The following is a 20,268-nucleotide window of genomic DNA, read 5'->3' as shown; positions in this document are numbered from 1 at the left end:
ACGACCGCTACTGGCGCGGCTCACCCAGTCTAATGAAGGATGTCGCTCTGTCTAGCCTTGCAAAGCATGAATCTGTCAGCTAGCTACTGCGGATTTCGTAGGCGGAGGATGGGTTCGCGCCACACTCTTCCCCTGTTTCGGGTGTTTCCCCTGGTGCACCGGCCCCCACCGGGCACACCGCCCCCACCGATCCCACGGTCTCATCGCCCGCCTCCCGCCGCAGCTGCGCCAGCAGCCGCTGGGCGGCCGAGCGGTGCAGCCGGGCCGCCGCGCCGTCGTGCAGCCGGTCCAGGGCGTCGGCCAGCCGCAGCTGCACGGCCGCCTCCAGCCGCTCGTCCCGCGCCGCCCGGGCGCAGGCCAGCGCCTCCCGGCAGGTGCGCAGCGAGTCCTCCGGCCGCCCCGCGTACTCCTGCACCCGGGCCGTCTCGGCCAGCGCGCGGGCATAGCCCCGGGCGTCCCGCAGCCGCCGGTACGCGGCCGCCGCGGCGCGCCAGGAGCGCAGCGCCTCGCCCCACCGGCCGGCCTGGCCCTGGACGGCGCCGAGCCGCCCGTACAGCCGCGCCTCGTCGGCCAGTTCGCCCCGGGACAGCCGCAGCGACAGGGCCCGCCCGTACCAGTCCGCCGAGCGCTGCCAGTCGCCCAGCTCCTGGTAGCCGCCGCCCAGGGACTCCAGGGCGCGGCCGGTCAGCAGCGGGTCCGCGGCGGCCCGCGCCGCGTCCAGGGCGGCGCGGTAGCGCGGCAGCGCCTCCCGGGTGCGGCCGGCCCCCGCGTCCAGGTCGGCGAGGTTGAGCAGCGCCGCCGCCCGCTCCAGGTGCAGGTTCCGCCGCTCGGCCACGTCCAGCACGAGCTGGTGCAGCGGATACAGCTCCGGGGCCGCGGCCTCGGCGCCCCGGTGGGCGGTCAGCGCCCGCGCCAGCGCGGCCACCAGCCGCCGCGCCAGAGTGTCCAGATCCCCGTCCTCGACCGCGAGGCGGGCGGCGGCCAGCAGGGCCGGCAGCCGGGAGTCCAGCCACTGGGCCGCCGCGCCCGCCGAGGCGAACCGCAGGGCGCGCGGCAGCCCGGCCAGCTTCTTGCGCGCCGGGGAGCCCACCGGCTCCGTGGTGGCCCAGCAGGAGCGCAGTTGACGGACCGTGCGCTCCAGCATCCGGGCGCGGGCCAGCTGCACCTCGGCGGGCCGCTCCAGCTCCGCCAGGGGGCCGCGCAGCAGCGGCGCCAGACAGCCCGGCAGCCGGTACAGCGGGGCCGCCCGCTCCGTCGGCACGGGCCGCAGCAGCCCCTGGCGGACGAAGTCGTCCAGGGCCGTCTGGGCCGCCGACACCGAGCAGCCGGCCAGCGCGGAGGCGATGTGCGCGTCCACATGGCCGGCCGGAGCCAGGGTGAGCAGCCGCAGCAGCCGGGCCGCGGGCTGGGGCATCGACTCGTGGACGAGTTCGAAGACCCGCAGCAGCGGGCCCTCCGGGGCGATCCGCGGCGGGCGGTCGCGCAGCCGCCGGGCCAGATCGGCCACCGACGCCTTGGGGCGGGCCGCCAGCCAGCCGCCCGCCAGGGCCAGCGCCGCCGGCTGGGCGGCGCACTCCTCCACCAGCGCCTCGGCGGCCCGCGGGTCGCAGGTGATCCGGGTGTCGCCGGCGTAACGGGTGAGAAAGGCCACGGCCGCCCGCACGTCCAGCCCGCCGAGCGTGCACGGCCGCACGTCCGGAATGCCGGTCAGCGGGCCGCCGGAGGTGACCAGCACCAGGCACCGCGGCTCGTCCGGGATCAGCGCGTCCACCTGCTCGGCGTCGGCGGCGTCCTCGAGCAGCAGCAGCGCCCGCCGCCCCGCCAGCGCGGCCCGCAGCGCGGCGGTCAGCTCGTCGTCGTCGGCGCCGGGCGGGGCCGCCACCCCGAGCGCGCCGAGCAGGTCGCGGGCGATCCGCCCGATGGGCACCGGGCGCCCGCCGGGCTCCGTGAGCCGGCCCCGCAGCACCCCGTCGGGGTACTCCCCGGCCGCCACCCGGCGCCGTACGAACTCCTCGGCCAGCGCGGTGCGGCCGGAGCCGGGGCGGCCGGCGATCAGCAGCACGCGGCCGCGGGCGGCCTTGCGGCCGGAGAGGGTGTCGAGCCCCGTACGAGCGATGTCGGCCCGCAGCTCCTCCAGCTCACGGGCGCGCCCGACGAAGGCGTGGGCGGCCGGGGCGGGCGGCCGGGGGGAGGGGTGGCGCGCCGCCGTGGAGGGCTGTGCGGTCTGGACCGCCTGTTCCGTCACGGGGCACGCTCCCGTCGTCCGCCTGCACGAGCCCGCCGCGCGGGATACGGGCGGGCGATGGGGACCCTCTGATCTCCGACTGATTCGCTGGGGCGCGCCGGCGCTCCCCGGTGGCGCGCGGGACGGCCGCGCGGGAACCGGAGGGCCGAGAACGTCCCCGCACCGAGCGTAGTTCACCCTGCGCGATGCCAAGGGCGGGGCGGGGCGGCCGACGGGGCGGAAAATCACCGCATCGGATCAGCGCACCGCCTCGCGCCGACCCGCGCCGCCTCCCGGGCGCTCGGCCGGCAGGAGGCCGACGGCACCTCCCGGGCGGGTGCCCTCAGGACGCGAAGGGGCGCGCCGGCCAGGGCGCCTCCGCCGGCCGCAGCCCCTCGTAGCCGCCCTCGCCGCGCGCGGCCTGGAGCGCGAGCACGCCCAGCACCAGGCAGTTGTTGTGCAGCCGGCCCGCCAGGACGCCGCGGACCAGCTCGGCCACCGAGACCCGGGCGATCTCCATGTCCGCCTCCTCCTCGGCGACCTCGAAGCGCTCGCCCTCCACCGCGGACAGGTCCCGCGCCAGGAAGATCCGCACCGCCTCGTCGCAGCCGCCCGGGGTGGGGTAGACATCGGCGAGGACCCGCCAGTCCTCGGCCTTGACGTGCGCCTCCTCGTACAGCTCCCGCTGCGCCGCGTGCAGCGGGTTCTCCCCCGGCACGTCCAGCAGGCCGGCGGGGATCTCCCAGAGCTTGTGGCGCACCGGGTGCCGGTACTGCTTCAGCACGATGACCCGGTCCTCGTCGTCGAGGGCGAGGACCGCGACCGAGCCGGGGTGCGTCTGGTAGTCGCGGGTGACGACCGAGCCGTCGGGCATCACCACGTCATCGGTGCGCACCCCCGTCTTGGCGCCCTGGAAGGGCCGGCGGGTGGCGGTCACCCGCCACTCCTCGGCGGTGTCCTGCAGCGGCTCGATGTGCTCACCCATGGCTGAGATGCCCTCCGCGAATCCACGCAAAAACAAGCAGAAACAACAGTGCCGGGGGGGGGTCGCGAGGACCCCACCCCGGTCAACCGTAACGGCCGGGCGGCCGGATCAGCCCTTCGCGCCCTTGGCGGCCTTCGCCCCCTGCTGGCGCTCGACGGCCGCCTTCACCAGGCCGGCGAAGAGCGGGTGCGGACGCGTCGGCCGGGACTTCAGCTCCGGGTGCGCCTGGGTGGCGACGAGGTAGGGGTGGACCTCGCGCGGGTACTCGACGTACTCCACCAGCTTGTTGTCCGGGGAGGTGCCGGAGAACAGCAGCCCGGTCTTCTCCAGCTCGCCGCGGTAGGCGTTGTTGACCTCGTAGCGGTGGCGGTGGCGCTCCTCCACGTACGGCTGGTCGCCGTAGACCTCGCGGACGATCGAGCCCTCGGCGAGCTTGGCCGGGTACAGGCCGAGCCGCATGGTGCCGCCCATGTCGCCCTCGCCGGCGACGATGTCGAGCTGCTCGGCCATGGTGGAGATCACCGGGTGCGCGGTGGCGGGCTCGAACTCCGTGGAGTTGGCGCCCTCGATGCCGGCCAGGTTGCGCGCGGCCTCGATGACCACGCACTGGAGGCCGAGGCACAGACCCAGCAGCGGGATCTTGTTCTCCCGGGCGAAGGTGATCGCGGAGACCTTGCCGTCCACGCCGCGGTCGCCGAAGCCGCCGGGGACGCAGATCGCGTCCACGTCACCGAGCTGCGCCTTGGCGCCGGCCGCGGTCCGGCAGTCGTCGGAGGTGACCCACTTGATCTTGACGCGGGCGTTGTTGGCGAAGCCGCCGGCGCGCAGCGCCTCGGTGACCGAGAGGTAGGCGTCCGGCAGGTCGATGTACTTGCCGACCAGGGCGACCTTGACCTCGTGCGCGGGCTGGTGGACCCGCTTGAGCAGGTCGTCCCACTGGGTCCAGTCCACATCGCGGAACGGCAGGTCGATCCGGCGCACCACATAGGCGTCCAGGCCCTCGGCGTGCAGCACCTTGGGGATGTCGTAGATCGACTTGGCGTCGATGGCGGCGACCACGGCGGCCTCGTCCACGTCGCACATCAGCGAGATCTTGCGCTTGATGGACTGCGGGACCTCGCGGTCGGCCCGCAGCACGATGGCGTCGGGCTGGATGCCGATGTTGCGCAGCGCGGCGACGGAGTGCTGGGTCGGCTTGGTCTTCAGCTCGCCGGAGGGGCCGATGTAGGGCAGCAGCGAGACATGGACGAAGAAGACGTTGTCGCGGCCGACCTCGTGCCGGACCTGGCGGACGGCCTCCAGGAAGGGCAGCGACTCGATGTCGCCGACGGTGCCGCCGACCTCGGTGATCACGACGTCGACGTCGTCGGTGGCCATCCGGCGGATGCGGTGCTTGATCTCGTTGGTGATGTGCGGGATGACCTGCACGGTGTCACCGAGGTACTCGCCGCGCCGCTCCTTGGCGATGACCGTGGAGTACACCTGGCCGGTGGTGACGTTGGCGGAGCCGTCGAGGTCGACGTCGAGGAAGCGCTCGTAGTGGCCGATGTCCAGGTCGGTCTCGGCGCCGTCGTTGGTGACGAACACCTCGCCGTGCTGGAACGGGTTCATGGTGCCGGGGTCGACGTTCAGATACGGGTCGAGCTTCTGCATCGTGACCCGCAGGCCTCGCGCCTTGAGCAGCGCGCCCAGGCTGGAGGCGGTGAGCCCCTTGCCGAGCGAGGAGGCGACACCCCCGGTGACGAAGAGGTGCTTGGTCGTCATGGATTTGGGCGGCAGTGCCAAGAGGGGGCTCCCGTGGTCGCGAGGTGAATGCGAGTCGGCCCGGCCCCGGATCTTCGGGGAGCCGTCGCTGCGGTTCGGGGGTTTCAGGTCCCACCGGTCCACGGGCTACCAGGGTATCAGCGACCGGGCGAGCCCGCGTCCGGCCACACGCGAGGCACGGGACGTACGGTGGTCTGATGCAGCCCACCCGATCGGCTCATCGCGTCGGCCGCCCCGGACCGTGCGGATCATCGCGGAACCCGTCGTACGGATCACCGCGCGGATCACTGGGGCGCGTCGTATCCTGCTCGGACACACGCAGCGAGCCGGCCGGCACGGCACTATCCCCGCCCGCTCCGGGTACAAGAGCTCGTCAATGATCCCTTGACCGCAAGAGCGCCCCGACGGGCGCCCGTGGCCGTTCGACTGGAGATGCACGTGGCCGGGCGTATCGAGGATTACGCACTCATCGGAGATATGCAGACCGCCGCCCTCGTCTGCCGGGACGGGACGGCCGACTGGCTGTGCCTGCCCCGCTTCGACTCCCATGCCGTCTTCGCCGGCCTGCTGGGCACGGATGAGAACGGCTACTGGAGACTGGGCCCGGCCTATCCGCCCGGCGGCACCCCGCCGGTGGCGGACCGCCGGCGCTATCGAGGCGATTCGCTCGTGCTCGAATCGGAATGGGACACTCCGCGCGGCACGGTGCGCGTGATCGATTTCATGCCGCCCCGGGACGGCGCGCCCCAGCTCATTCGGATCGTGGAGGGCGTCAGCGGCCGGGTGCCGATGCGCTCGGCGCTGCGGATGCGTTTCTCCTACGGCTGGGTGGTGCCGTGGGTGCACAAGGTCGACAGCCGTACGGTCGCGGTGGCCGGCCCCGACTCGGTGTGGCTGGACACCGAGGCGGAGACCTACGGCAAGGACCTGACCACCTACTCCGACTTCACCGTCTCGCCCGGCGACCGGATCGCCTTCACCATCAGCTGGCAGCCCTCCCACAAGGAGCCGCCCGCCCTGCCGGAGCCGGAGGCCTCGCTGGAGGCGACGGAGAACTTCTGGCGGGACTGGGTGGAGCACTGCACCTACCACGGCCCCTACCGCGACGCGGTGGTCCGCTCGCTGATCACGCTGAAGGCCCTCACCTACGCCCCCACCGGGGGCATCGTCGCCGCCCCCACCACCTCGCTGCCCGAGGAGATCGGCGGCGTACGGAACTGGGACTACCGCTTCACCTGGCTGCGGGACGCCGCGATCACCCTCTCCTCGCTGCTGCGCACCGGCTACCGCGAGGAGGCCCGCGCCTGGCGCGAGTGGCTGCTGCGCGCGGTCGCCGGCGACCCGGAGAACCTGCAGATCATGTACGGCATCGCGGGCGAGCGGGAGCTCGGCGAGACCGAGCTGGACTGGCTGCCCGGCTACGAGAACTCCCGGCCGGTGCGGGTCGGCAACGGCGCGGCGCACCAGCTCCAGCTGGACGTCTACGGCGAGGTCACCGAGGCGCTGCACCTGGCCCATATGACGGGGCTGGCCCGCAACGACTACGCCTCCCTGCTGCAGCTCAAGCTGATCCAGTACCTGGAGGACCACTGGAACGAGCCGGACGAGGGCATCTGGGAGGTGCGCGGACCGCGCCGCCACTTCGTCCACTCCAAGGTCATGGCGTGGGTCGCGGTCGACCGCACGGTCAAGCTCATCGAGTCCGGCGACGTGGACGGCCCCCTGGACCGGTGGCGCGAGCTGCGCGACGAGATCCACCGGGACGTCTGCGAGAAGGGCTACGACAAGGAGCGCAACACCTTCACCCAGTCCTACGGGTCGAAGGAGCTCGACGCCTCCCTGCTGCTCATTCCGCAGATGGGCTTCCTGCCGCCGGACGACAAGCGGGTCATCGGCACCATCGAGGCCATCCAGCGCGAGCTCGCCACCGAGGACGGCTTCGTCCTGCGCTACCCCACCGCCGGTGAGGAGGCGGGCGTCGACGGCCTGGAGGGCGACGAGGGCGCCTTCCTCGCCTGCTCGTTCTGGCTCGCGGACGACCTGGCGATGATCGGTCGCGTGGACGAGGCCCGCAAGCTCTTCGAGAAGCTCCTCTCCCTCCGCAACGACCTGGGCCTGCTCGCCGAGGAGTGGGACCCCCGCCTCCAGCGCCAGGTGGGCAACTTCCCCCAGGCGTTCAGCCATGTGCCGCTGATCGACACGGCCCTCCGGCTGACGGCCTCCGGCGCGTACGGCGGCTGACGCGCGGCACGTTCCCGGGCCGACGCCGGGTGTTCCGGCCCGGTGCCGGGCGTTCCGGGCCGGCGCCGGGCGTTCCGGGGCAGGCCACGGGCGTTCCCGGGGCAGGCCCCCGGAGACGGGCGCGGATGGCCCGGGGGCCGGGGCGCGGGGTAGCGTCCGGCGCATGGAACCTCGGGCCGGGATCACCGTGCGGCGCGCGCTGGAGCTGCCCGCGCTGCGGCGCGGACTGCCCGAGGTCGTGGCCCGCGGGGACCGGCTGGACCGCGAGGTGCGCTGGGTGCACGCCGGCGAGGCGCCCAACATCGCCGCCCTCCTCAAGGGCGGCGAACTGCTGCTGACCACCGGCATCGGCATCGGGGACCGCGCCGCCGACCAGCGGGCGTTCGTCCGGCGGCTCGCGCAGCGGGGGATCGCCGCGCTCGTGGTCGAGCTGGGCACCCGGTTCACGGAGCTGCCCCGCGCCCTGGTGGAGAGCGCGGACGTGTGCGGGCTGCCGCTGGTGCAGCTCCATCACGAGGTGCCGTTCGTCGCCGTCACTGAGGAGATCCACACCGAGATCGTCAACGGGCACTACGCCATGCTGCGCAGCGCCGAGGACGTGCACCGCCGCTGCACGGACACCCTGTTGCGGGGCGGGGGCGCGCCGGAGGTGCTCGGGCTGCTCGCCGACTTCGCCGGCAACCCCGTCTTCCTGGAGACCGCCGACGGCCGGCTGCTGTACGCGGCGGGCGGGCCGGCGGCCGGTGAGGCGCTCCGGGTGTGGGAGGGGCTGCGCGGCCCCCGCGCGGGACGTCGTACGGCGGCGGCCCCCAAGTCCGCCGACAGCACGGCCGGTACGGCGCCGGGCGGGGTGCCGGGCGGCGCACCCGGCGGGGCGGCCGGCGGGGTGACGGAGTGCGTCGCCGGAGGGGTGGCCGTGGACGTGCCGGGCGGCGGCCCCGGCCCCGGTGCCGTACGGGCCCGGCTGGTGGTGCTGCCGGTGGACACCGCCCTGGCGCCGGTCCACCGGATGGCGGCCGAGCGCACCGCGGGGCTGCTCGCGGTCGTCCTGATGCAGGCCCGCCAGGAAGAGGAGCTGGCCGCCCGGGGCCGCGGCGACTTCCTCACCGATCTCGCCGAGGGCCGCGTCGACGCGGCCGCCGCCCCCGCGCGGGCGGCGGCGCTGGGCTTCCGCCCGCCCGGCGAGCTGCTGCTGCCGCTCGTGATGCGGCTGCCCGCGGAGCTGATCCCGCCGGGCGACTGGGCGGTGCTCGTCCGGGCCGCGCAGGAGGAGCTCGTGGCGGTGGGACTGCCGGTGCTCCTGGGCGTACGGCCCGTGGAGGGCCGGGTTCCGCTGCTGGTCGGGCTGCGCGCCGAGGCCGACCGGGAGCAGGTGGCCGACCGGGTCGCCGCGGCCCTGCGGGCCGGGCTCGACCGCGCCGGGCTGGCCCGCGCCGACGCCCGCCAGCCGGCCGTGGTCGCCGGCGTGGCCGGGGGCTGGGCGCGGACCGGGCCGGGGCTGCGGCACGCCGCCGAGGCGGCCGCCGCCGCGCAGGTGCTGCCGCCCAGGCCCTGGTACGACGCGCGGCGCCTGGACATCGACCTGCTGCTGTGGCGGCTGCGGGAGCACCCGGACCTCGCGGCCTTCGTCGACCGCGCGCTGGGGCCGCTGCTGGCGCACGACCGGAGCGCCCGGCCGCCGCTGGTGCCGACGCTGGAGGCGTATCTGGCCCACGCCGGCCGCAAGGCCGAGACGGCGCGGGAGCTGCACCTCAACCGCCAGACGCTCTACGACCGGCTGGCGCGGATCTCCCATCTGCTGGCGGCGGACCTGGACGACCCGCAGACGGTCCTCGCCCTCAACCTGGCCCTCCACGCCCGCCGCCACGTCTCCTGACGCTCCCCCGGCACGAACGGTTCCGGTGCCGGGAGCGCACCGGCCGGAAGGGGGCCGGGAGTTCTCGGCCTCCACCGACTCACCCCCGGCGAACCGTCCCGCCCGCCGACACCAACTCGTCGTACACGCTCAGCACCTGCGCCACCGTGTCGTCCTCCGTCGGCCAGCCGGCCATCTGCGCCCGGCCCTTCGCCGCGAGCGCCGCGCCCCGCTCCGGCTCGGCCAGCAGCCGCCCCACGGCCCGCGCGAGCGCCACCGCGTCGCCGTACGGCACGAGCTCCGCCGCGTCGCCCACCAGTTCCCGGATGCCCCCGACCGCGGTGGCCACCAGCGGCACGCCCGCCCGCAGCGCCTCCTGGGCGAGCAGCGACCGGGCCTCCCAGCGGCTGGTGAGCACCGCGACGTCGGCCGCCGCCAACAGCTCCGGCACGTCCTCGCGCCGCCCCAGCAGCCGCACCGGCAGCGCCTCGGCGTCGACGCGCCGCTGGAGCGCGGCCCGCTGCGAGCCCTCGCCGGCGACGGCGACCAGCGGCTGCGGATCGAGCCCGCACCACGCGTGCGCGGCGTCCAGCAGCGTCGTGAAGCCCTGGCTGGGCTCCAGGCGGCCCACGGCCAGCAGCAGCGGCCGGTCCACGGCGCCCAGCTCCGCCCGCGCCTTGTGCAGCCGGCGGTCCTCGACCTCGAACTCCCGCTGCGCTCCCCCGTCCTCCGTACGGGGCGCGGGCACTGCCACGGGGGCCAGCCGGGCGTCCCGGGCGCCCCGCCGGCGCGCGCGGTCCACCAGTTCGGAGGAGACCCCGAGCACCACGGACGCCGCCCGGGCCGCCCGCCGCTCCATCAGGCGCACCACGGGGGCCCTGGCCCCCCGCGCGTACGCCTTGGTGTGCCAGGTGACGACCAGGGGCGCCGGCCGGCCGCTCAGGGCCAGGGAGGCGCGCAGCGCGGCGTTCACCCCGTGCGCGTGCACCAGGTCCGCGGTCGCGCACACCGACCGCAGCGCGGCCACGGTCACCGGGTCGGTGCACGGCGGCAGCGGGGTGAACCGGGCCCCGGCGCCCGCGAAGTCGTACGCCTGCCCGGCGTCCGGCGCCGCGCAGACCGTGACCCGCACCCCGCGGGCCACCAGCCCGGCCGCCAGCGAGCGGACGTGCGCGCCGCTGCCCGCGCCGCCCCGGCCCAGCACGTGGACGACGTGCAGGGGGGATTGTCCGTGCGGCGGGACCGGTGTGCTGCTCACGGGGCGGCGCTCCTGAGTCGGCGTCGACGGCTCTGGGGGTCGGCTGTGGTCGGCTCTGTGGGGTCGGCTCTGTGGGTGCGGGCCCCAGCATGCCAGCCGCCACCGACATCCCGGGACCGGCCGGACCCGGCCACGGCATCGTTTCCGCACCGCCGCCGGACGAGCGCGCCGTACGGTCCACCCATCCGGATGACGGGCCGGCCGCGGGCTGTCACCGGGACGGGTCACCGCCCCGGGCGCGCCGGCCCGCGCGGCTCGCTCCGACGAACGCCGGGCTTCGACGAACGCCCGGCCCTGACGAACGCCCGGCCTTCACGATCGACCGGTTTCGAAGCACGCCCGGCCCTGACGATCGACCGGTCCCGGCGGCCGCCCGCTCGCGGGGCCGCCTCAGAGGTCCGCCGACCTCGCCGCCGCCAGCAGCTCCTCCGCGTGGGCCCGCGCCACCCGCGAGTCCTCCTGCCCGGCGAGCATCCGCGACAGCTCCCGGACCCGGTCCTCGCCCTCCATCACCTGCACGCCGCTGCGGGTGACCGACCCGTCGTGGGTCTTCTCGACCACCAGGTGCCGGTCCGCGAACGCCGCCACCTGCGGCAGGTGCGTGACCACCACGACCTGCGCGGACTGGGCGAGCCGGGCGAGCCGCCGGCCCACCTCGACCGCCGCCTTGCCGCCGACGCCGGCGTCCACCTCGTCGAAGAGATACGTGGGCACCGGGTCGGAGCCCGCGAAGACCACCTCCACCGCGAGCATCACCCGCGACAGCTCGCCGCCCGACGCCCCCTTGGCGATCGGCCGCGCCGGCGCCCCGGGGTGCGGCGCGAGCAGCAGCTCGACCTCGTCCACGCCGGACGCCCCGAACGCCACCGTCCGGCCGCCGACGTCGAGCCCGTCCGGGTCGTCGGTCTGCCGGATGGCGACCGTGACCCGCGCGTGCGGCATGGCCAGCGAGGCGAGCTCCTCGGTCACGGCGTCGGCGAACCGCCGCGCCGCCTCCGTACGGGCCTCGCTGAGCGCCGTCGCCAGCTCCGCCAGCTCGGCCCGGAGCGCGTCCCGCTCCGCGGTCAGCTCGGCGATCCGCGTGTCGTCGCCCTCCAGCTCGGCCAGGCGCGCCGCGCTCCGCTCGGCCCACTCCAGCACGGCCTCGACGTCCTCCCCGTACTTGCGCGTCAGGTGCGCGAGCACGGCGCGCCGCTCCTCGACGGCGGCCAGCCGCCGCGGATCGGCGTCCAGGTCGTCGGCGTACCCGGCGAGTTCACCGGCCGCGTCGGACAGCAGGATGCCGATCTCGCCGATGCGGTCGGACAGCGCGGCGAGCGCCGGGTCGTGGGAGCGCACGGCCTCCAGGGCGCGGTGCGCGCCGGCCACCAGCGTGGCCGCGTCCACGCCCTCGGGGTCCTCGGGGTCGCCGGCCAGCGCGCGGTGCCCGGCGGTGGCGGCCGACGCCAGCGCCTCGGCGTGCCCGAGCCGCTCGGCCTCCGCGGCGAGTTCGACGTCCTCGCCGGGCTGCGGCTCGGCCGCGGCGATCTCGTCGAGCCCGAAGCGCAGCAGGTCCGCCTCCTGGGCCCGCTCCCGGGCCCGGGTGACCAGTTCGTCGAGTTCGCCGGCGACGGCCCGCAGCCGGCGGTGCGCGGCCGCGTACTTCTCCAGCGGCACGGCCACCGCGTCGCCCGCGTACCGGTCGAGCGCCTGCCGCTGCCGGGCGGGCCGCAGCAGCCCCTGCTGATCCGTCTGGCCGTGGACGGCCACTAGGTCCTCGGCGAGCTCCCCGAGGAGGCCCACCGGCACCGACCGCCCGCCCAGATGCGCACGGGAGCGGCCCTCGGCCGAGATCGTACGGCTGATGAGCAGCGCGCCGTCGTCCAGCTCGGCGCCCGCCTCCTCGGCCCGTACGGCGGCCGGGGCGTCGGAGGGGACGGTGATCCGCCCCTCGACGACCGCGGCCTTGGCGCCGATCCGCACCAGCGCGGGGTCGGCGCGGCCACCGAGCAGCAGGCCGAGGCTGGTGACGACCATCGTCTTGCCCGCGCCGGTCTCGCCGGTGACCGCGGTGAAGCCGGGCGACAACTCGACGACGGCGTCGTCGATGACCCCGAGCGACCGTATGCGCATCTCCTCCAACACGGACACGACCTTACGAGGTTCCGAGGCCGCCGCGCGACGTGCTCCCCGCCCGCTCACTCCGCGGGACGTCCGGAGGTCCCGACCGGGGGCCCGACCGGGGGCCCGGCCGAGGGCTCCTCCCGAGGGCCCGCCGGGACCGTCCCGAGCAGGTCTCCCGGGCCCGGTCCCGAACCGCCGTCAGTGCGGCGCGCCGCGCCAACCCGCGACCGGCAGCGCGAACTTCGCCACCAGCCGGTCGGTGAACGACGCGTGGTGAAGCCGCGCCAGCAGCACCGGCACCACCCCGCGCCGCACCTCCACGCGCGCGCCCGCCGGCAGCTCGACCGTCCGCCGCCCGTCGCACCACAGCACACCGTTGGGGGTCTGCGGCTGCACCTCCACGGCGAGCACCGAGTCCGGGGCGGTGACCAGCGGCTTCGCGAACAGGGCATGGGCGCTGATCGGCACCATCAGCAGCGCCTCCACCTCCGGCCACACCACCGGCCCGCCGGCTGAGAACGCGTACGCCGTGGACCCCGTGGGCGTCGCGCACACCACACCGTCGCCACCGAAACGCGATACGGGCCGGCCGTCGACCTCGGTGACGACCTCCAGCAGCCGCTCCCGCGCCGCCTTCTCCACGGACGCCTCGTTGAGGGCCCAGTCGGTGTGCACGATCCGCCCGTCGGTGCGCACCACCACATCGAGGGTCATCCGCTCCTCGACCTCGTAGGAGCGGGTGACGACCCGGTCCACCACCTTGTCGAGGTCGTCGCGCTCCGCCTCGGCGAGGAAGCCGACCCGGCCCAGGTTCACCCCCAGCAGCGGCACCCCCGAGGCGCGGGCCAGCTCCGCGCCGCGCAGCAGCGTCCCGTCCCCACCCAGCACGATCAGCAGTTCGCAGCCGGTCAGGCAGTCCGGCGCGGCCCGGACCGCCTCCACCTCGGACGGCAGCGGCAGGTCCGCCGCCTCCTCGGCCAGCACCCGTACCCCCAGGCCGCTGCGGAGCAGCCCCTGGACGACGAGCTCGGCGCTGCGCACGGCGGCCGGCCGGCCGGTGTGCGCGAGCAGGAATACGGTGCGTGCTGCTGCCTCAGTCGTCGTCAACGCGGCCCCTCCGCCACTGCGCGGTCAACATCGTGCGGGTCGAGTGCGGGCGCCCCGGCGCGCAGCCACAGAAAGTACTCGACATTGCCGGACGGCCCGGGCAGCGGACTGGCGGTGACCCCGAGCACCCCCAGGCCCAGCGCGGCCGCCTGCCCCGCCACGGCCTTCACCGCCTCCGCGCGCAGCTCCGGGCTGCGCACCACCCCACCGCTGCCGAGCCGCTCCTTGCCCACCTCGAACTGCGGCTTGACCATCAGCACCAGGTCCGCGTCGGGCGCGGCGCACCGCACCAGGGCGGGCAGCACCAGGCCGAGCGGGATGAACGACAGATCGCCGACGATCAGGTCGACCGGCGTCCCGTCGATGTCCTCCAGGGTCAGTTCCCGCACATTGGTGCGGTCCTTGACGATCACCCGCTCGTCGCTCTGCAGGGACCAGGCGAGTTGGCCGTAGCCGACGTCCACGGCGACCACCCGGGCGGCCCCCGACCGCAGCAGCACATCGGTGAAGCCGCCCGTGGAGGCGCCCGCGTCGAGCGCCCGGCGGCCCTCGACCCGCAGCCCCCGCGGCACGAAGGCCGCCAGCGCCCCGGCGAGCTTGTGCCCGCCGCGCGAGACGTACTCGGGGTCGCTGTCGTCCTTGGTGACGACCACGGCCGCGCTGGTCTCGACCTGGGTGGCCGGCTTGGTGGCGGTGGCCCCGCCGACGGTCACCCGGCCGGCGGCGATCAGCTGGCTCGCGTGCTCGCGGGAACGGGCCAGCTTCCGGCGCACCAGCTCCGCGTCCAGTCGGCGTCGTGCCACGTGTGGTTCAGCTCCTGTTGTCGTACGGCGTTCGGTGCGGCGGCCCGGGGGCCCGGGAACCCGGACTCACTCGGGGGCGGCGGCCGGACGACCGCCGTGGCCCGGGGGCCCGGCGGGGGGCGGCGGTCCCGGTCGCGCGTCGAGCGCGGCCAGGGCCTCGCGCAGTCCCCCGTGCACATCCTCGTACACCGCGAGGTGTTCCTCGACGGCGAGGTGGTCCGCGTCGGCCAGCCGCCGGAGCACCTCGTCGACCTCCGGGCGCCCGGTGGCCGCGCGCTCCACCCCCAGCGGGCCTCCGGTCGCCGGGCCGCCCTGCTCGGGCGCCCCCTCGGGGCCGCCCCCGGGCCCCGTCATCGGCTCGTTCATGCCCCCGACGCTACCCCGTCCCGCCCCTCCACCGGCGCCAGGCGGCCCTGCGGTACGGTCGGTCGCGATGAGCACGATCGAGGAGTGCCGCCGAGCACTCGACCGACTGTCGGACACCCTCGCGCGAGCGGGCGGGGACGTGCGCGGCGCCGCCGCCCTCGACCGCTCGCTGAGCTGCCGTGTCACCGACCTGGACACCACGTTCCTCGGCCGCCTCCAGGACGGCCGGATTCAGCAGGTGCGCACGGTGCCGGGGGCGCCCCCGGAGCGGGCCGAGATCCGGCTGACCATGACCAGTGACGACCTGGTGGCGCTGGTCGACGGCGAGCTGAACTTCGCCCGCGCATGGAGCCGCGGCCGGATCAAGCTGGAAGCCGGCTTCCGCGACCTGCTGCGACTGAAGTCCCTGCTCTGACGCCGGGGCCCGGCCGGCCTCCCCGCCCACGAGCGGCGGGCCGGGAGGGCTGTCGCGGTCGGCGTGCTGTTGGGCGCGGGGTGCTGTCGCGGTCGGCGTGCTGTCGCGGCCGTTTTGGGGCGTCCGCCTAGGCCAGGCCCAGCCGGGCGAGCGCCTTGCCCGCGTCGAGCCCGCCCGCCCCGCCGTCCTCGCCCGCCGCCGTCCAGGCCACCGCGCACAGCGCCCGCAGCCCGTCCATCGGCTCCCCCTCGCCGTCCAGGGCCAGCGCCCCGTCCCGCGCGGACGCCGTCCACCCCCCGCAGGCGTACCCCTCGCCGGCCGCCCCGACCTCCGGCTGGCCGGTCAGCAGCCCGCGCAGGTCCGCGTCCACATACGTCGGCCGGTGCTCGGGCCGCGCGGCGAGCAGCCGCGCCGGGTCCGTCACCCCGGTCAGCACCAGCAGCGAGTCGACCCCGCCCGCGTGCGCGCCCTCGATGTCCGTGTCCAGCCGGTCCCCGACCACCAGCGGCCGCTCCGCGCCGGTGCGCAGAATCGTCTCCCGGTGCATCGGCGGCAGCGGCTTCCCCGCCACCTGCGGGCGCGCCCCCGTGGCGATCCGGACGACCTCCACCAGCGCGCCGTTGCCCGGCGCGGTGCCCCGCGCGGTCGGAATGGTCAGATCCGTGTTGGAGGCGAACCACGGCAGGCCCCGGGCGACCGCGTACGACGCCTCGGCCAGCTGCGTCCAGCCGATCCCCGGGTCGTACCCCTGCACCACGGCCGCCGGCTCCTCGTCCAGCGACTCCACCGGCTCCAGCCCGCGCTCCCGCAGGGCGACCCGCAGGCCCTCGCCGCCCACCGCCAGCACCCGCGCGCCGGCCGGCAGCTGGTCGGAGATCAGCCGGGCCACGGCCTGCGCCGAGGTGATGACCTCGCCCGGCTCGGCCGGCACCCCCAGCCGCGTCAGGTGCTCGGCCACGCTCTCCGGGGTCCGGGAGGCGTTGTTGGTGACGTACGCCAGGTGCATCCCGCCGCCGCGCGCCCGGCCCAGCGACTCCACCGCGTGCGCGATCGCCGCGCCCCCGGCATAGACCACGCCGTCCAGATCGAGCAGCGCCGTGTCGTACGCCTCGCTCAGCGGGCGCTCGCTGCCGTCCGTACGGGACCGGGCCCCGTCCGCGGCCGCGTGCCGCCGTCGACTCCGCTCGCTCATCTTCCGCCACGCTCCTCGGTCATATGACACTCGCCACTCGATCATCTCGCATCATCACACCGCGCATAACATGCTCTAATGAGCACACCTGGGCCCCTTCGCGGCGGACTGCGCCTGTTGCCGTTCCGAGGGCTGCGCTATGCCCCGGAGCGGGTCAGCAGCCTCGCCGCCGTGACCTCACCGCCGTACGACGTCGTCGTCCGCCCCGACGGACTGCGCCACCTGGAGACGGCCGACCCGTACAACATCGTGCGGCTGATCCTGCCGCAGGCCGCGTCCCCCGGGGCGCGCCACCGCCAGGCGGCCCGAACGCTGCGCGACTGGCGGACGGCGGGTGTGCTCACCCCCGATCCGGTACCCGCTCTCTACGTGTACGAGCAGCGCAGCGGCGACATTCTGCAGCGCGGGCTGATCGGCGCGCTGCGGCTGACCGAGCCCGCCGAGCGCGTCGTCCTGCCGCACGAGGACGTGATGCCGCAGGTCGTGGAGGACCGCGCCGCCCTGATGCGCGAGACGGCCGCCAACCTCGACCCACTGTTGCTCTCCTACCGCAGCGACGGCGCCGTGACGGGCGCGGCCGCGGTCATCGAGCGGACCGTCGAGCAGCGCGAGCCCCTGCTCGCCACGACCACCGAGGACGGCTTCAGCCACCGGCTGTGGAGCGTCACGGACGCCGCGGAGCTCGCCGAGATCGACGGGGACCTCGCCGCCCGCCAGGCGCTCATCGCCGACGGCCACCACCGCTGGGCGACGTATCTGCGGCTGCGCGACGAGCGGCCGGACGAGCCGGGCCCCTGGGACCGCGGTCTCGTCCTGCTGGTCGACACCACCCGCTATCCCCTGCGGGTGCGCGGCATCCACCGGCTGCTGCGCCGGCTGCCGGTCGAGGAGGCGCTCGCCACGGCGAAGGACTCCTTCCGGGTGCGGACGGTGGCCGGCCCCCTGCCGGACGCCCTCGCCGCCCTGGACCGGGCCGAGGGCAACGGCTTCCTGCTCGCCGGCGACGGCCGCTTCCACCTGCTCGACCAGCCGGACCCGGGGCTGCTCGCCCGGACGGTGCCCAGCGGCCCGCCCGAGGCCTGGCGGACCCTGGACGCCACCGTCCTCCACGCGGCGCTGCTCGAACACCTCTGGCGGGTTCCGGACGACCCCGAGCACATCGGCTACATCCACGATCCGCAGGCGGCCGTCGAGCACGCGGAGCGCGGCGGCGGCACGGCAGTACTGATGCACGCGGTCCATGAGGACGTGGTCCGGGACCTCGCCCGGCAGGGCGTCACCATGCCCCGCAAGTCGACGTCCTTCGGGCCGAAGCCGGCGACCGGGCTGGTGCTGCGGAGCCTGGACCTGGACTGACGCCGGTCGCCTGTCGCCGGTCGCCGGTACGTGGCCCGTGGGTGCGGCAGTACGGACGGGCGGCGGCAGGCGGGTGCCGCGGCCCCTGCGGGCCCTCCGGCCGGCGTGGCCGGATACGCGGAAGGGGGCGGAACCTCATGGGTTCCGCCCCCTTCGTGTCACTGCCCCCGCCCGCGGAGCCGTGTCACCGGCTCACCGCGCGGGCCGCGGTGATCAGGACTGCTGCTGGTCGCCCTCGGCGCCCTTCTCGTCCTGCTTCTGCTGCTCCTGCTCCTGCTGCGACGCCTGCTCCGTGGCCTCGGAGGGCTGCTCCTGCGCGGCGGCCTCGGTCTTGTCCTCGGCGACGTCGGCGGCGGCCTTGGGGGCCTGGTCTTCGTCCGCCTCGACGGCAGCCGCGGCCTCGGCGGCGGGCTCGGCGGCCTCCACCGGCTCGGTCACGGGCTCGGTCACAACCTCGGTCACGGGCTCGTCGAGCTCCGCCTCGGCCGCCTCCGGGTCGAAGGCGTCGACGAACTCCACGCCGTCCAGCTCGGCGAGCCGGTCGGACGCGTCCGTGGTGCCGCCCTGGTCGGCCTCCAGCGCCTTGGCGAACCACTCGCGGGCCTCGGCCTCACGACCGACGGCGAGCAGCGCGTCGGCGTAGGCGTAGCGCAGCCGCGCCGTCCAGGGCTGGATGGACGTGGACGCGAGCTCGGGGCTCTGGAGCGTGACCACGGCCGCCTCGGCCTGGCCCATGTCCTGGCGCGCGCCGGCGGCGACCAGCCGCATCTCGACCTGGCCCGCCCGGTCCAGCTTCTGCACCTCGGGCTCGCCGGCCATGGCGAGGGCCCGCTCGGGGCGGCCCATGCCGCGCTCGCAGTCGGCCATCACCGGCCACAGGTCCGCCGAGCCGGTCATCCGGCGCGCGGCCCGGAACTCGGCCAGCGCCTCGGAGTACTTGGCGTTGCTGTACGAGGCGAAGCCGGCCGCCTCGCGGACGGCCGCGACGCGGGAGGCCAGCCGCAGGGCGATCCTGGAGTACTCGTACGCCCGCTCCGGCTCCTCGTCGAGCAGCCGGGCGACCATGACGAGGTTGCGCGCGACGTCCTCGGCGAGGGTCTTGGGCAGGCTGAGCAGCTCCTGCTTGACGCTCTTGTCGAGCTCGTCGCCGGTCACGTCGTCGGGGATCGGCAGTCGCTTGATGGGCTCGCGGTCGCGGTCGTCGCGGCGGAAGCCACCACGGTCGTCGTCCCGACGCGGGCCGCGGTCGTCGCGACGGAACCCGCCACGGTCGTCCCGGCCCCGGCCGGCACCGTACGGCCGACGCGGACCCCGGTCGTCACGACGGTCGTCGCGGCGGAACCCGCCACGGTCATCGTCCCGGCGCGGACCCCGGTCGTCATCACGACGGAAGCTCGGGCGGTCGTCGCGGCGCGGCGCACGGTCCCGGTCACCACCGGGGCGCTCGTCACGGCGGTACGAGGGCCGGTCGTCACGACGGTCATCGCGACGGAACCCGCCACGGTCGTCATCCCGACGGGGACCGCGCTCGTCGTCGCGGCGGAAGCCCGGACGGTCGTCACGACGGTCGTCGCGGCGGAAGCCGCCGCGGTCGTCATCGCGACGCGGGCCACGCTCGTCATCACGACGGAAGCTCGGGCGGTCGTCACGGCGGAACCCACCGCGGTCATCGTCCCGACGCGGGGCACGGCGGAAGTCGTCCCGACGCTCACCCCGGTCGTCGCGACGGAAGCCGGGCCGGTCGTCACGACGGTCGTCACGGCGGAACCCGCCACGGTCGTCGTCCCGGCGCGGACCCCGGTCGTCATCACGACGGAAGCTCGGGCGGTCGTCACGACGGGGCGCGCGGTCCCGGTCACCACCGGGACGCTCGTCACGGCGGTACGAGGGCCGGTCGTCACGACGGTCATCGCGACGGAACCCACCGCGGTCGTCATCCCGGCGCGGACCACGGGGCCGGTCGTCGCGGCGGTCGTCGCGACGGAAGCCGCCACGGTCGTCATCGCGACGCGGGCCACGCTCATCGTCACGACGGAAACCGGGCCGGTCGTCACGACGGTCATCGCGACGGAACCCGCCACGGTCATCGTCCCGACGCGGACCACGCTCGTCATCACGGCGGAAGCTCGGGCGGTCGTCACGACGGTCATCGCGACGGAACGCGGGGCGGTCGTCGCGGCGCGCGTAGCCACCGCCGGCGCGGGCACCACCGGGACGGTCGTCGCGGCGGAAGCCACCACGGTCGTCATCGCGGCGCGGGCCACGGTCGTCGCGGCGGAAGCCGCCGCGGTCGTCGTCCCGGCGCGGACCCGCGCCTCGGGAGTCCCGCCGGTCACCACCGTTGTGACGCCTCGGCTGACGCTCCGAGCGTCCCGAACGGTCGTCTGGAGAGTTGGGGGACATCGACGTAACTCCTGTCTTCGGGTACCGCAGTCATTCTCGCGCACCCGACTACCCGGCGCGCTTCGACAAAAACAAAAGGACCCTTGGTCCCAGCGTTCACGCTGGGACCAAGGGTCCTCAAAAATTGTTCGGCGGCGTCCTACTCTCCCACAGGGTCCCCCCTGCAGTACCATCGGCGCTGAAAGGCTTAGCTTCC

General features: G+C 75.5%; 15 protein-coding genes and 1 rRNA gene. 4 read left to right on the top strand and 12 right to left on the bottom strand.

Features of this window, described 5'->3' with window-relative positions:
• Positions 1–79: 79 nt before the first annotated feature.
• The 3 genes from ACSNOD_RS07820 to ACSNOD_RS07810 form a co-directional block, all read right to left on the bottom strand.
• A complete protein-coding gene (locus tag ACSNOD_RS07820; RefSeq protein WP_436766033.1) occupies positions 80–2,245 on the bottom strand; it encodes a tetratricopeptide repeat protein in 2,166 nt (721 codons plus the stop codon).
• Positions 2,246–2,567: 322 nt separating this feature from the next.
• The gene (locus ACSNOD_RS07815; protein ID WP_436766032.1) at positions 2,568–3,209 is read right to left on the bottom strand and encodes an NUDIX domain-containing protein; all 642 of its coding nucleotides are present in this window, start codon (positions 3,207–3,209) and stop codon (positions 2,568–2,570) included.
• 108 nt (positions 3,210–3,317) lie between these two features.
• Positions 3,318–4,973 (bottom strand): CTP synthase, encoded by a 1,656-nt coding sequence (locus tag ACSNOD_RS07810; RefSeq protein ID WP_436766031.1) that lies wholly within the window; start codon positions 4,971–4,973, stop codon positions 3,318–3,320.
• Between the two features lie 432 nt (positions 4,974–5,405).
• Here ACSNOD_RS07810 and ACSNOD_RS07805 point away from each other — a divergent pair, with 432 nt between their 5' ends.
• The gene (locus ACSNOD_RS07805; RefSeq protein WP_436766046.1) at positions 5,406–7,214 is read left to right on the top strand and encodes a glycoside hydrolase family 15 protein; all 1,809 of its coding nucleotides are present in this window, start codon (positions 5,406–5,408) and stop codon (positions 7,212–7,214) included.
• 163 nt (positions 7,215–7,377) lie between these two features.
• Positions 7,378–9,090, top strand: a complete 1,713-nt coding sequence (locus tag ACSNOD_RS07800) for a PucR family transcriptional regulator (protein ID WP_436766030.1) — start codon at positions 7,378–7,380, stop codon at positions 9,088–9,090.
• 79 nt (positions 9,091–9,169) lie between these two features.
• Here the strand turns inward: ACSNOD_RS07800 and ACSNOD_RS07795 are convergent, their stop codons facing one another.
• The 5 genes from ACSNOD_RS07795 to ACSNOD_RS07775 form a co-directional block, all read right to left on the bottom strand.
• Positions 9,170–10,327, bottom strand: coding sequence for a glycosyltransferase family 4 protein (locus ACSNOD_RS07795; protein WP_436766029.1), 1,158 nt, complete (start codon positions 10,325–10,327; stop codon positions 9,170–9,172).
• A gap of 390 nt (positions 10,328–10,717) precedes the next feature.
• Positions 10,718–12,439, bottom strand: coding sequence for a DNA repair protein RecN (gene recN / locus ACSNOD_RS07790; RefSeq protein WP_436766045.1), 1,722 nt, complete (start codon positions 12,437–12,439; stop codon positions 10,718–10,720).
• Between the two features lie 189 nt (positions 12,440–12,628).
• On the bottom strand, positions 12,629–13,537 hold the full coding sequence (locus tag ACSNOD_RS07785; protein ID WP_436766028.1) for an NAD kinase: 909 nt from the start codon (positions 13,535–13,537) through the stop codon (positions 12,629–12,631).
• The gene (locus tag ACSNOD_RS07780; protein ID WP_436766027.1) at positions 13,534–14,340 is read right to left on the bottom strand and encodes a TlyA family RNA methyltransferase; all 807 of its coding nucleotides are present in this window, start codon (positions 14,338–14,340) and stop codon (positions 13,534–13,536) included. The genes ACSNOD_RS07785 and ACSNOD_RS07780 overlap by 4 nt, the downstream gene beginning before the upstream one ends.
• A 66-nt stretch (positions 14,341–14,406) precedes the next feature.
• Positions 14,407–14,706, bottom strand: a complete 300-nt coding sequence (locus tag ACSNOD_RS07775; protein ID WP_436766026.1) for a hypothetical protein — start codon at positions 14,704–14,706, stop codon at positions 14,407–14,409.
• Between the two features lie 67 nt (positions 14,707–14,773).
• Between ACSNOD_RS07775 and ACSNOD_RS07770 the strand changes: the two genes are divergently transcribed.
• Positions 14,774–15,121 carry an SCP2 sterol-binding domain-containing protein gene (locus ACSNOD_RS07770; protein ID WP_436766025.1) on the top strand — a complete coding sequence of 116 codons (348 nt, stop codon included), beginning with the start codon at positions 14,774–14,776 and terminating at the stop codon, positions 15,119–15,121.
• A 127-nt stretch (positions 15,122–15,248) separates the two neighbouring features.
• Here ACSNOD_RS07770 and ACSNOD_RS07765 read toward each other — a convergent pair whose 3' ends face one another.
• The gene (locus ACSNOD_RS07765) at positions 15,249–16,313 is read right to left on the bottom strand and encodes an HAD-IIA family hydrolase (RefSeq protein WP_436766024.1); all 1,065 of its coding nucleotides are present in this window, start codon (positions 16,311–16,313) and stop codon (positions 15,249–15,251) included.
• A 78-nt stretch (positions 16,314–16,391) separates the two neighbouring features.
• On the opposite strand from ACSNOD_RS07765, the gene ACSNOD_RS07760 reads away from it, so the two are divergent.
• A complete protein-coding gene (locus ACSNOD_RS07760) occupies positions 16,392–17,669 on the top strand; it encodes a DUF1015 family protein (RefSeq protein ID WP_436766023.1) in 1,278 nt (425 codons plus the stop codon).
• A 213-nt stretch (positions 17,670–17,882) separates the two neighbouring features.
• On the opposite strand, the gene ACSNOD_RS07755 is transcribed toward ACSNOD_RS07760, so the two are convergent.
• From ACSNOD_RS07755 to rrf, 3 genes are all read right to left on the bottom strand, one after another.
• Positions 17,883–18,851: a hypothetical protein gene (locus tag ACSNOD_RS07755; protein ID WP_436766044.1), complete on the bottom strand. Its 969-nt coding sequence runs from the start codon at positions 18,849–18,851 to the stop codon at positions 17,883–17,885.
• Positions 18,821–20,005, bottom strand: a complete 1,185-nt coding sequence (locus ACSNOD_RS07750; RefSeq protein ID WP_436766047.1) for a hypothetical protein — start codon at positions 20,003–20,005, stop codon at positions 18,821–18,823. Before ACSNOD_RS07750 ends, ACSNOD_RS07755 begins: the two co-directional genes overlap by 31 nt.
• Positions 20,006–20,198: 193 nt before the next feature.
• Positions 20,199–20,268, bottom strand: a 5S ribosomal RNA gene (rrf, locus tag ACSNOD_RS07745); the annotation flags it as partial.

The sequence above is a fragment of the Streptomyces sp. URMC 123 genome (genome assembly GCF_051386515.1).
In the GTDB taxonomy this organism is placed as follows: domain Bacteria; phylum Actinomycetota; class Actinomycetes; order Streptomycetales; family Streptomycetaceae; genus Streptomyces.
Note: the sequence above shows the minus strand (reverse complement) of the source record. Positions and strands in the feature narration are given on the sequence as shown.

What these genes read in the sequence shown, in the direction of transcription:
- ACSNOD_RS07815 (WP_436766032.1), bottom strand. Translation starts at nt 3,209, where the DNA reads ATGGGTGAGCACATCGAGCCGCTGCAGGACACCGCCGAGGAGTGGCGG.
- ACSNOD_RS07810 (WP_436766031.1), bottom strand. Translation starts at nt 4,973, where the DNA reads ATGACGACCAAGCACCTCTTCGTCACCGGGGGTGTCGCCTCCTCGCTC.
- ACSNOD_RS07805 (WP_436766046.1), top strand. Translation starts at nt 5,406, where the DNA reads ATGCACGTGGCCGGGCGTATCGAGGATTACGCACTCATCGGAGATATG.
- ACSNOD_RS07800 (WP_436766030.1), top strand. Translation starts at nt 7,378, where the DNA reads ATGGAACCTCGGGCCGGGATCACCGTGCGGCGCGCGCTGGAGCTGCCC.
- recN (WP_436766045.1), bottom strand. Translation starts at nt 12,439, where the DNA reads ATGCGCATACGGTCGCTCGGGGTCATCGACGACGCCGTCGTCGAGTTG.
- ACSNOD_RS07775 (WP_436766026.1), bottom strand. Translation starts at nt 14,706, where the DNA reads ATGAACGAGCCGATGACGGGGCCCGGGGGCGGCCCCGAGGGGGCGCCC.
- ACSNOD_RS07770 (WP_436766025.1), top strand. Translation starts at nt 14,774, where the DNA reads ATGAGCACGATCGAGGAGTGCCGCCGAGCACTCGACCGACTGTCGGAC.
- ACSNOD_RS07765 (WP_436766024.1), bottom strand. Translation starts at nt 16,313, where the DNA reads ATGAGCGAGCGGAGTCGACGGCGGCACGCGGCCGCGGACGGGGCCCGG.
- ACSNOD_RS07760 (WP_436766023.1), top strand. Translation starts at nt 16,392, where the DNA reads ATGAGCACACCTGGGCCCCTTCGCGGCGGACTGCGCCTGTTGCCGTTC.